The organism is Nguyenibacter vanlangensis (assembly GCF_013376155.1).
GTDB classification, from domain to species: Bacteria; Pseudomonadota; Alphaproteobacteria; order Acetobacterales; family Acetobacteraceae; genus Gluconacetobacter; species Gluconacetobacter vanlangensis.
Window position 1 is genome coordinate 1 of sequence record NZ_JABXXP010000006.1, and the last position, 12,019, is coordinate 12,019.

The following is a 12,019-nucleotide window of genomic DNA, read 5'->3' on the forward strand; positions in this document are numbered from 1 at the left end:
CCGCGCAACCACCTGCTCAGCGAGGACCGCTCGGCCGGCGGCGGCGACGACCAGATCGGCAGCAGCGGCGTCAACGCCTATCTGTGGCGCGGCGCGATCGACACGCTGTCCTTCATGCCCTTCTCCTCGGCCGACGCCGTGGGCGGCGTGATCCTGACCGACTGGTACACCCCGCCGGCCACCCAGAACGAACGCTTCAAGATCACCGCCTATATCCTGTCGCGCAACCTGCGCTCGGACGCGATCCGCATCTCGGTGTTCCGCCAGGTCTTCGCCGACGGCCAATGGACCGACACGCCCGTCGCGCCCAACGTCGTCTCCGACATCACCTCCCGGATCCTGACGCGCGCGCGCCAGCTCCGCGCCGACGGCGGCAAGTAAGCCGCCCGTCCCGTTCGACCATAAGCCTCGACTATAAGATAAGGGGCCGCTCCGCCCCCGGACCGCAGACATGACCGAGAATACGCCCGCCTCCTACGATTTCCGCACGGCCGAGCCGCGATGGCAGGCGGAATGGGACCGAGCGGGCGCCTTCGACGTCCCCGACGTCCCCCCCGCCGACCGCCCGAAATATTACGTGCTCGAGATGTTCCCCTACCCGTCGGGACAGCTCCACATGGGTCATGTCCGCAACTACACGCTGGGCGACGTGGTGGCGCGCTACAAGCGCGCCCGCGGCTATTCCGTGCTCCATCCCATGGGGTGGGACGCGTTCGGCCTGCCGGCGGAAAACGCGGCGCGCGAACGCGGCGTCCATCCCCAGACCTGGACGCTGGACAATATCGCCGCGATGCGCGGCACGCTGAAGCGGCTCGGCTTCTCCTTCAACTGGGACCGCGAGATCGCCACCTGCCTGCCCGACTATTACGGCAAGCAGCAGAAGCTGTTCCTGGACATGCTGCGCGCCGGCCTGGTCGAACGCCGCGAAAGCTGGGTCAACTGGGACCCGGTGGACCATACCGTGCTGGCGAACGAACAGGTGGTCGACGGCCGCGGCTGGCGCTCGGGCGCGCTGATCGAAAAGAAGCAATTGTCGCAGTGGTTCCTGCGCATCACCAAATTCGCGCCCGAACTGCTCGACGGCCTGTCCCACCTGCCCCGCTGGCCCGAGCGCGTGCGCGCCATGCAGGAACGCTGGATCGGCCGCTCGGTCGGCGCACGGGTCCGCTTCGCGCTGCACGCCCCCCCGCCGGGCTTCGATACCGACCTGGATTCGGTCGAAATCTTCACCACCCGTCCCGACACGCTGTTTGGCATGTCCTTCCTGGCGGTCGCGGCCGACCATCCCCTGGCCGCCAAGGTGGCGCAGACCAATCCCGACGCCGCCGCCTTCATCGCCGAATGCCGCCGCCTGGGCACGTCCGAGGAAGCGATCGAAACCGCCGAGAAGCGCGGCTTCGACACCGGGCTGCGCGTCGCGCACCCCTTCATGCCCGATCGCAGCTTCCCGGTCTGGATCGCCAATTTCGTGCTGATGGAATACGGCACCGGCGCAATCTTCGGCTGCCCCTCCGGCGACCAGCGCGATCTCGATTTCGCCAATAAATACAATCTGTTAGTCACGCCGGTCATCCTTCCGCCGGGCGCTGAAAACACAACTTTCTCCATAACGGATAAAGCCTGGGACGGCGACGGCACCCTCATCAATTCCGGCTTCCTCGACGGCCTCGACAGCACCACCGCCAAAGCCGAAGCCATCGCCCGCCTCGAAGCCATGGGCGTCGGCCGCGGCGTGGTCAATTGGCGCCTGCGCGACTGGGGCATCTCCCGCCAGCGCTACTGGGGCTGCCCGATTCCCGTCATCCACTGCCCCGCCTGCGGCGCGATCCCGGTCCCCGACGCGCACCTGCCCGTCGTCCTGCCGGAAGACGTCACGTTCGACCGCCCCGGCAACCCGCTGGACCATCACCCGACCTGGAAACACGTCGCCTGTCCGAACTGCGGCGCCGACGCGACGCGCGAGACGGACACGTTCGATACGTTCGTCGACAGTTCGTGGTATTTCGCGCGCTTCACCGCCCCGCACGCCGCAACCCCCACGGTGCAAGGCGCCGCCGATGGCTGGCTGCCGGTCGATCAATATATCGGCGGCATCGAGCATGCGATCCTGCACCTGCTCTACGCCCGCTTCTTCACCCGCGCGATGCATGAAACCGGCCATGTCGGCCTGAACGAGCCGTTCAACGGACTGTTCACCCAGGGCATGGTGAACCACGAAAGCTATCGCGACGCCGACGGTCAATGGCTGTATCCGGACGAGGTCGAACGCACCGCCGACGGCGCAAAACGCCGCGACACCGGCGCACCCGTCACGATCGGCCGCGTCGAGAAAATGTCCAAATCCAAGCGCAACACGGTGGCACCGGTCGCGATCATCGAACGCTTCGGCGCCGACACCGCGCGCTGGTTCGTCCTGTCCGACAGCCCGCCGGACCGCGACATGGAATGGACCGAGGCCGGCGTGTCAGGGGCCGCACGCTTCCTGCAGCGTTTGTACCGCACCGTCCGCCAGGTTGCCGAAACGGTCCCGGCGGCGAACGCCGTCATTCCCCCCTCGGCGGCAGCCGACGCATTGCGCCGCACCACCCACCGCACCATCGCCGCGGTAACCGAGGCGCTGGAAGGCTTTGCGATCAATGTCGCGGTGGCGCGCCTGCACGAGCTGACATCGGCTCTGGCCGATTCCGAACGCGCCGCGCAAGACGAAGGCATGGACCATGCCCGCCGGGAAGCCGCATGCGCGCTCTGCCTATTGACCGCGCCTATGGTCCCCCATCAGGCGGAAGAGATGCTGGCCCTGCTGGAACCCGGACAAGCACCCGCGGTCAACCGCGCCTGGCCGATCGCCGAGCCTGAATTGCTGGTGGCACGCCAGGTCACGATCGCGGTACAGATCATGGGCAAGTTACGCGGAACCGTGGACGCCGCGCCGGACGCTCCAGCCGATGACGTCATCACGCTGGCCGAGAACGAACCCAACGTCGCACGGCTTCTGGAAGGCAAGCGTATCGTCAAGCGTATCCATGTGCCGAACCGGATCATCAATTTCGTAGTCGCGGGCTGACCGAATGAATGGCTCCTTCCGCCTCCGCCCATCCTCCCCTTGCCGTGCAGCCCGCACGGGGGTTGTGGCTGCGGCCGTTCTCGGACTGGGCGGATGCGGGTTCCAGCCGCTTTACGGATCATCCGATACCCATCCGATGGCCGGAGGCACCATTCCTCAGAAGCTGCAGCAAGTTTATGTCGCCAGTATCCCCGAACGATACGGGCAGGAATTACGGCTGTTCCTGCAGCAGGACATGGCCGGTGCGGAGGCAGAGAATCCCAGTCTCTACACGCTTCGCGTCAGTTCCTACGTGATGAACGAGGCCATCGACATCCACCAGGACAACACGTCCGGCCGTACGCGGGCTACCGCCCATGCACACTGGGCACTCTACACGGTCGCCCCCAGCCCAGTGCTGCTGACGCAAGGCGATGCCCAGACGGTAGACGGCGAGAACGAGACGTTCGAACAATATTTCGCCCAAAACCTGAACCAGGCGACCCTGGGGCGGCGTGTTGCCAATACGATCGCCGATCGCATTACCCAACAGGTGGCGATCTGGTTCCGCACCCACGCTCAGCCAGCGCAGCGCGTGGCGGCGCCACGCCCCGTCTATATCGATCCGACGGTCATGCCGAATTCGAACAATGACTTCCCCGCGCAATCGGTAGGCGAGGACGGCATGCCCGCAGTCGCTATCGGCCGTTCTCAGCCCAACCCATCCGGCGCATCAGACGCCGAACCGCAAAACGGGACGATCAACAGCCAGTGAAGATCGACGCCCGCTCGGTCGCGCGTATCCTGCGTGAACCTGGTGCATTGCGTGCCATCCTGCTGCACGGCGACGACATCGGCCTGATCCGCGAACGCGCCCGCCAAGCGGCGACGGCTATTGCGCCACAGTTGGACGACCCGTTCCGTGTCGTTATTCTAGACCGCGATGCGCCAGAAAGGCTTGAAGAGGAAATCTTCGCCCTGTCTTTGACCGGCGGCCGCCGAGTCATCTGGATTCGCGAAGGCGGCGATTCCCTAGCCAACCCACTGAAAACCAGCCTGTCCCAGTCGTCGGATACGCTAGTCGTCATAGAAGCCCCCGGCCTGGCTGCACGCTCGCGTCTGCGCAGCCTGATCGAAGCCCATGCGCAATGCGCCGCGATCGGCTGCTATCCCGAGGAAGGACGCGCACTGGAAGCGTCAATCCGCCAGATGCTGGCCGAGGAAGATATCCGCATCAATCCCGACGCGCTTGCATGGTTTGCCAGTCAATTGGGCCCCGACCGCGCCGCCACACGGGGAGAGGTCGAGAAGTTGGTGCTCTATGCCGGCCGAGGCGGCCAGCTTTCACTGGACGATGTTCGGGCCTGCATCGGTGACGCAGCGGGAGTCTCACTTGAGGACGCAGCCTTCGCCGCCACTGTGGGCGATCGGGCCGGCGCCGATCTAGCGATCGAGCGTGCATTGGCCGAGGGAACGAGTCCGATTGCGATTGCACGTGCTTTACTATCGCACCTGCACCGGCTGCGCCGCGCCCGCATTGCCATGGATGGCGGTCAAAGCCGCGCAGACGCCATGCGCGCTCTGCGTCCTCCCGTCTTTTTCAAGCGCACCGAAGCGTTTGGCCAGGCCCTATCATTGTGGACTACCGACCGGCTGATGGAGGCCGCCATGCAAACCCTGGCCCTTGAGCGAGACTGCAAGCAAACCGGCGCACCGGATCTGACTCTCTGTCGACGCCATATCGCCCGTCTGGCGTCGACCGCCAGGCTGCCGCGCCGCGGACGCTAATGCTTCCTACGGTCGCACGACGCTTGCCCTCACCTCATCGATCGGCTACAAAAAACCAAGTGTGTCCGCGTAGCTCAGCAGGATAGAGCACAGGATTCCTGGTTCAAATTGGGCGTCATGACGGGAAACCCCATGACGGATCCGCTCAAATTCGGGGAACGCTCTGACCGTGCGTCGTGCCAATCCCGAGCCAAGCCCGGCTTTGCCGGGACGGTGTAGAGACTGGACGGGCGGCGCCTGTCGGCCTTTGGGCCTATGGCGAAGGGACAGTCCAGACCACGAACGCCATCACCGATGGCGGCGGTGAAAGCCGAAGTGGGATGAATCCTGGGGCCGTGGGTTCGAATCCCGCCGCGGACACCACACTTTCTTCAAAGTGTTCTGCTGTTATTTGTTTTTTGATGTCGGCATCGCGCCTTAGTGTAACCGTTTCTCGGCGCAAAAAAGCCGGTGATCGAGGCGTTTCTCCGTGGACACACAGGACGGAAGCTGTTTTGGTCAAATCAAGTGTGACGACGGCAACGCCTCTGAGGTATTTATGGCGGTGAGTTGGAGAGTTGGCTGACGCCATGAACATTCAAAAAAAAAACAACGTCTGCTCGCCGGTCCGACTGTTTGACAATCCCTGGCTCGAACGACTGACTTTCATTTCGTTTACGACTTTCCTGGCCGTATGGTTGCCGATCGTGTTGACGGTCTGCATCGGCGCAATATGGCATGCACGCTCCATGTCATCGTTTATCGCGCTCGGCCTTCTCGGGCTGATGACATGGTTTTTGTTCGAATATTGCGTGCATCGTTTTCTTTTTCATTTCAAAGCCAGAACTCCAAAAGGAAAAACGTTCATATTCCTAGTGCATGGCAACCACCACGCCCAACCGAACCACCCGTTGCGAAGCCTGATGCCCTTCGGCGCCTCGCTTCCCCTGGCCGTGGTCCTTGGAGCGCTGGTCGTCGGAGCTGCCGGTCTGGAACACGGGCTCGATTTCCTGTCAGGTTTCCTGGCGGGCTATGTCTGTTATGACGTGACGCACTACGCATGCCATCATTTCAAGGCTCAGAACAAGATCTTCATGATGATCAAGCGTCATCATTTGCTTCATCATTATCAAGACCCAGACATGAATCACGCGATTTCACTGCCCATTCTGGATAAGATATTCTTCACGCTTCATAAAAAATAAATAGAAACCACGACGCAACGCCATAAGCCCACACATTGATGACCACGAACGTCGACCCCGATTCTCTCATATGGCTCGACGGACGCAATTATGGCCGAAAAGGCGGAACCGGTGTTGCGACATACGCCACGGCGCTTGCCGACGCTCTTGTCGCGATGAACATGCCCCCGTCCATCCTGCTGGAACAGGAAGAACCTGCCCGCTCTTCCGGGCGTACGACGCCCCTGCCCCTTCTGCGGGCACTCCACGCACGACCGACCGTGCGGCGCCTCGGTCCCACGTCGCTGCTCAGCCGTGATCTATATCGAAGCGCCCATGTCCATTTCGGATTGCGCCGCCGTTTCATGCCACTGCGCACGCCACATCCGCCGCGAATGATCCATTGGACCTATCCCCTTCCTCTGCATTTGGAGGGGGCCCTGAACATAACCACCATCCATGACCTGATCCCTCTCACTCATCCGCACCTGACCGGCATCGACTCCAAGCGCTTCCGGCGGCTGATCAACGAAGCCGTCACACGGGCGGATGCGATCATTACGGTTTCGGAAACCGTCAGGCGGCAAATCATCGAACGGCTGGGCACCTCTCCCGACAAAATCACAAATCTGTCTCAGCCCGTGGAATTTTCGACAGATCAATTGACCCAAATCGCCGGGGTCCCCCCGATCGCCGCGGACGGGGCGTTCATCTTTGTCGGACGCATTGAGGCGCGCAAGAATATCGACCGCCTGCTGAAGGCACATGCCCGGTCGAGAACGCGCACGCCGCTCATCCTGATCGGGCCCGATGGGGATGACGCTCCGGACCTGTCATCCCGTGCTCCGACAAGCACCGTCATTCGTATTCCATGGATTGACCGGATCGGTCTGCTGCGCACGCTCATGGGGGCCAAGGCTCTTCTGTTCCCGTCCCTTGCGGAGGGCTTCGGCCTTCCTATCCTCGAAGCGATGGCGCTTGGCACGCCCGTCATGACGTCGCGGGGCGGAGCAACGGAGGAAATCGGGGGCGATGCCGCGCTGCTGGTCGATCCGTATGATATCGATGCCATGGCGGACGCAATCGCGCGGCTGGATACGCCCACGAAAGACGGCGGCCTGCCGCGGTCCCTGATCGCCAAGGGACATGCACGCCGCAGAGCGTTCTCTCGAGAGAATTTCCGCAACGCGCTCGGCACGTTCTATCGACAAATCGGCTTCGATCGCGATGCAGGCCAATGAATTATTGATCAAACATGAGCCGTTTCGTCAGGCCATTCTACCCATCACCAAATCCAAGATCAGACGATGCAGTTCCGCCGGGGTCAGCGCTTGTTCGCAAGGCTCCGCGCGGCGGCAATCCCCTCCGGAGCGCAGGACGACATACGGGGTGCCGCGCTCTTCGCCCGGAGAGAGCATTCCCCGGATAGACGGCCGGTGATCCCCAAAGAAAACCAGCAGATAGCTGCGCCCCGTCTTGTCCAATGCCGTCCGCAGTTCGTCCAGCATCCGGTCGCTGTTCGCAAGATGGCCAAGATAGGACGCCAGCGATTCACGCGCGCTGCGTCCCGGCCACGGTCCATGATTTTCCATCGTGACGGCATAGAAGAAAGACGGTTCCGTGGCCGTCTCAACAAGATGGCTGAGATAAGCCGCCACCGCCCGATCTTCGGGATAGGGCATGGCCGGGGACGCTACGTGGGGAAACGCCTCTCGTCCGGCGACCTGAGAAAAGCCGATCCACGGCATGAGCCGGTCGCGGCGATAGAACGAGAGCGCGTGAGGGTGCACGAAAAACGTCCGATAGCCCACTTTGCTCAATCTATAAGGGAGAGCATATGCACGATCCCGCATTGCCGTCAGAAACGGATCATAACGGCGGAAACCCAATTCTTCTTCTGACCGCCCGAACAGCAATCCATATTCGGTTCGCATCGTATAGGCGCCGAAGCCGCTGACCAGGAGGTCCCCCTGGAAATCCGCATCGCGCCGTGCCCGCTCAAGCCCCGGTAACCGCATCGCCCGGTCGACCGCCGGGATCGGCAACCTGGTTGGATCCGCAAAGGATTCACACTGCACGACCACCACGATCTCTGTCGATGGTCGCTGCCCATGGTCGGCATCGCCGTGTTTCCCGTCACCGGGCGACGCCATGTCGGCCTGCCCCAGCCAGCGTCGCCAATAAAGAAACAGTATCGCCGGCAATCCCATGCGCACGATATCGGCCCTGAGATCAGGGATCGGCGCAAGCTTCTCCTCGGGGATCAGGGCCAGCGCGACCACGGAGAGCAGGAAGACCGCCAGCCCCTCCAGATGCGGCCGAAGCGCAAGGTTTACGGCACGGATCAGCAGTGCCGCGCCGACCGGCAGGGCCAGCAGAAAACCCAGCTTTAAATAGCCGGGCAGAGCGAAGGCGTAGAATTGAGGCGCCTTCAGCAGGTTCAATCCCGCGACGATATCGGAGAAGACCACGGGCTCGCCCAACAGCGCAACCTTGATCCTTGAACCGACCCGAACCGCGACGAGCAACAGAATGCTGACGGCGCTTCCGACCGAGGATGCCCCCGTCACCGCAAGTCCGGCCGACCAGAATATCGCGCAGATCAGGCAATCGATGATCAGCCGCCAAACCAAGAACCGTCCCGCCCTCAGGCGGGTCCCGAACAGCTCCACGAAACAGAATATGACGGCGGTACAAAAAAAAGCCAATGCCATCAGATCATATCCACGAAGTTGACGTAACGAAATTCTTGCATTTTTATTTTTCTGCGATGACTGCCATACATAAAACTGTCCTATAATAATTCCGGTCGCAGGTCGACTGATGGGCCGGGGCTTGCATTCGTGGCGGCTTGGGCCGATCCTGATTCGAATATGACCCGCACGGCGCAAAGCGAAAAACGATGATCCCCCTTCCGTCCGGGGCGAACATGGCGTTGTCAGTCCTCTATCCGCGCGAAGGCTTTCTCCGTGCGCCGCCTTTCACTGCGAACGTGCCTCCGCTCTCAGTACCCTGTCACACGGGCCCCGAAGCCGATTCGGTCAGCGTCGTGCCGCCGGAGCTCGCCGCGACGATCTGCCAGGCCCGGATCGGCGGCAGTTTCTGGGCCCCTCGCCCTTCGTTCGGCCGCCCGATCATCCTGGCACTGTGCTCCCGCGTTTCGGCGCAAGCCGCAGAACCGTTCGTAAGCGGCCTTATGCGCCGCTTCCCGGCGCAGGCACTCCTGCTGGTGACCGCGGCGGCCAACCATGGCGCGCGCCGTCTTGCGCGACGGACCGGCATCGCCGAAATCCTGCTGCCCGCCGACCCGCACGGCCTTCTGGATCACGCGGAAGAAATCCATCAACTGGGTCCGGGGGATATCGCCATCCTCGGCGCGCTGCGCGGGCTGCCCACCCGCTGGTATGCACGCCCCCAGGATACGGACGGACATGTCCTGACCAGCCAAGACATCCGAACGGGCCTTGCCCAAGCCTGTCGCTATGTCGACCCCTTCACCGGCATGCCGGCGACTCTGGCGGCGACGATCGATCTTCTGCTGCTTTGGAAAGATATTCTGACCCAGAATCGGAAGATCGCCCTGTGCGGCGGCATGTCGCTATGGAAACGCCGGCGGATGGCCCGCTTCTTTTCGTCCGCGCCCGGGCATCCGCCATTCGGCAACCGTGTTTCCGCCGCCGTCAGGGCGTCTCTCGCCCATGGTGGCACGCAAGCGATCGCGGCTTGGGCCACGCGTATTCCACATCGGCTGGAAACCACGATCCGCCGCGAGGAAGTGCCCCTTTGGCGCGTCGAGGACGGGTTTGTCCGTTCGGTGGGACTGGGCAGCGATCTCAGAACGCCCGCATCGATCATCCTGGATAAGCGCGGCATCTATTACGACCCGCGTCAGCCCAGCGATCTCGAGCATATCCTGGCCACCACGCTGTTCGACGATCGGATCAGGCAACGCGCGCGAACGATCATCGACCGTCTGATTCGTGATGGAATATCGAAATACGGGCGTAGCGCGGGTGGCGGCTCTCGCCCCGATTGGCCAGCGCAAACCAGCCGCACGGTGATTCTGGTACCGGGCCAGGTCGCCGACGATCTATCGGTCCGCTGCGGCGGCGGCGAGATCCAAGGGAACCTCGCGCTGCTTCAAGCCGTTCGGGAACGCAATCCCGCCGCATTCGTCATTTACCGACCGCATCCGGATGTCGATGCCGGACATAGGGAGGGACGACTGGACGACGCCATCATTCGCCGATATGCCGACCATGTCAGCCGCGGGGGAGCGATCACCGCGGCCGTGAGTCATGTCGATGAAGTCCATACGCTGACGTCGCTTGCCGGTTTCGAGGCTCTGCTGCGCGGGGTCAAGGTCGTCACCTATGGCGTGCCCTTCTATGCCGGCTGGGGACTGACGATCGACAGGGGGATTATTCCCGCCCGGCGGAACAGGACGCTGACAATCGAGGAACTCGCCGCGGGCACCCTGCTGATCTACCCGCGCTATCTGGACCCGGTGACGGAACTGCCGTGCCCCTTGGAGACGTTACTTTCTCGTCTCGGTGACGAAAAATTGTGGAGGCCGACCCCGCTGATGCGCGTACGCCGTTTGCAGGGACGCATGAAAACGCTGATCGCCGCGGGCCGACGGCGCCAAGCATATAAAAATCAAGGATCGGAACGGCCGGCATGATGATATCGCGATCGACATCGGGCAAAAGCACGCCACGCCGCTTTCTGCTGCTTCAGGGTCTGATGGGGCCGCTGTTCCGCCGGATCGGCATTGCGCTACGGGCAGCGGGACACGAAGTCCATAAAATAAATTTCAATGGCGGGGACAAGCTGTTCTGGCGCCTCGGCGGCGATATCGATTATCGCGGCGATCTCGGCCGCTGGCCGGATTTCGTAGCACAGGTCATCCACCGCCACAACATTACCGACGTGCTGCTGTTCGGCGATTGCCGTCCCCTACATCGCTCGGCCATCGCGGTCTGCGGCAGGCTGCATATTCCCGTCCATGTCTTTGAAGAAGGATATATCCGTCCGGACTGGGTTACCCTGGAACTCGGGGGGGTGAACGGGCATTCCACCCTGCCGCGCGATCCCGACTGGTATCGCACGCAGGCAGCCTTACTGCCGCCGGCCCCCGTCAACAATCCGGTGCCGTCATCCTTCCGCCGCCGCGCATCCGAGGCGGTTGCCTATAACGCAGCCGATATTCTGTCCCGCTGGTATTTCCGTCACTGGAACGACTATCGTCCCTGGCATCCCTGGCGCGAGGGAATCAGTTGGCTGCGCCGCCTGCGCCAGCGCGACGCCGCCCAGGCCCGCACGGCCGAAACGATCGCGGAAATCGATCGTTCGGGACGGCCCCATATGTTGTTTCCGCTTCAGTTGGACGCGGATGCGCAGGTGCGCCTGCATTCGCCGTTTCGCAACATGGAAGAGGCTATCCGAGAGGTCATCGGCAGCTTCGCGGCGCATGCGCCGGCGGATCTGTGGCTGCTGGTCAAAGAGCATCCGCTGGATAACGGGATGCGCGACTGGCGTGCGCTGGTAACCGACCTCGCGGCCCGTGCCGGGGTTGGCGACCGGGTGCGCTATCTCGAAACCGGCGACATCGCGCTGCTGGTCCGGCCGGCCAAGGGCGTGGTCACGATCAACAGCACGACCGGCACCCTGGCCCTGGCGTCGAACGTTCCCGTCATCACCCTGGGCGAAGCGGTCTATGATATACGCGGCGTGACCCATCAGGGCAGTCTGGCGGAATTCTGGAACAATCCTGAACAGCCGGACGCGGCGACCTTCGCCGCGTTCTGCCGCGTTCTGATCGATCGATGCCTGATAGCCGGCGGATTCTTCTCGGAAAAGGCGTTGTCCACGGTGGTCGCGGGCGCCGTCGAGCGGATCGAGCGGGCCACATACCGCACGCGCGCCGAAGGCCTCTCCAGCGCCGTCCCGCTGGAATCAGAAACGGCCCGCATCGAACGTGTCGTCATTCGCAGCGCTGGCTGAGCGTACCGGATCGTTGCAC

At 62.8% G+C, this 12,019-nt stretch carries 9 protein-coding genes; 8 read left to right on the forward strand and 1 reads right to left on the reverse strand.

Annotation, left to right across the window (positions count from 1 at the left end; all coding sequences use genetic code 11):
* The 6 genes from HUK84_RS01435 to HUK84_RS01460 all read left to right on the forward strand — a co-directional run.
* Nucleotides 1-381: DUF3576 domain-containing protein (locus HUK84_RS01435; RefSeq protein WP_176638620.1), on the forward strand; the 381-nt coding region annotated here is incomplete at its 5' end.
* 70 nt (nucleotides 382-451) lie between these two features.
* Nucleotides 452-3,064 (forward strand): leucine--tRNA ligase, encoded by a 2,613-nt coding sequence (leuS, locus tag HUK84_RS01440; RefSeq protein ID WP_176638621.1) that lies wholly within the window; start codon nucleotides 452-454, stop codon nucleotides 3,062-3,064.
* A gap of 136 nt (nucleotides 3,065-3,200) precedes the next feature.
* Nucleotides 3,201-3,818, forward strand: a complete 618-nt coding sequence (locus tag HUK84_RS01445) for a hypothetical protein (protein WP_246285278.1) — start codon at nucleotides 3,201-3,203, stop codon at nucleotides 3,816-3,818.
* Complete coding sequence (gene holA / locus HUK84_RS01450) at nucleotides 3,815-4,831, forward strand: DNA polymerase III subunit delta (protein ID WP_176638623.1); 1,017 nt, start codon at nucleotides 3,815-3,817, stop codon at nucleotides 4,829-4,831. The genes HUK84_RS01445 and holA overlap by 4 nt, the downstream gene beginning before the upstream one ends.
* A 569-nt stretch (nucleotides 4,832-5,400) precedes the next feature.
* Nucleotides 5,401-6,015, forward strand: a complete 615-nt coding sequence (locus tag HUK84_RS01455; RefSeq protein WP_176638624.1) for a sterol desaturase family protein — start codon at nucleotides 5,401-5,403, stop codon at nucleotides 6,013-6,015.
* A 38-nt stretch (nucleotides 6,016-6,053) separates the two neighbouring features.
* On the forward strand, nucleotides 6,054-7,235 hold the full coding sequence (locus tag HUK84_RS01460) for a glycosyltransferase family 4 protein (protein WP_176638625.1): 1,182 nt from the start codon (nucleotides 6,054-6,056) through the stop codon (nucleotides 7,233-7,235).
* A 27-nt stretch (nucleotides 7,236-7,262) separates the two neighbouring features.
* Here HUK84_RS01460 and HUK84_RS01465 read toward each other — a convergent pair whose 3' ends face one another.
* Entirely contained in the window at nucleotides 7,263-8,708 is a 1,446-nt protein-coding gene (locus tag HUK84_RS01465) for an LTA synthase family protein (RefSeq protein ID WP_176638626.1), read from the reverse strand.
* 335 nt (nucleotides 8,709-9,043) lie between these two features.
* Between HUK84_RS01465 and HUK84_RS01470 the strand changes: the two genes are divergently transcribed.
* Nucleotides 9,044-10,678 (forward strand): capsular polysaccharide export protein, LipB/KpsS family, encoded by a 1,635-nt coding sequence (locus HUK84_RS01470; RefSeq protein WP_317135212.1) that lies wholly within the window; start codon nucleotides 9,044-9,046, stop codon nucleotides 10,676-10,678.
* Nucleotides 10,675-12,000: a capsule biosynthesis protein gene (locus tag HUK84_RS01475; protein WP_176638628.1), complete on the forward strand. Its 1,326-nt coding sequence runs from the start codon at nucleotides 10,675-10,677 to the stop codon at nucleotides 11,998-12,000. The genes HUK84_RS01470 and HUK84_RS01475 overlap by 4 nt, the downstream gene beginning before the upstream one ends.
* The last annotated feature ends 19 nt before the right edge of the window (nucleotides 12,001-12,019 follow it).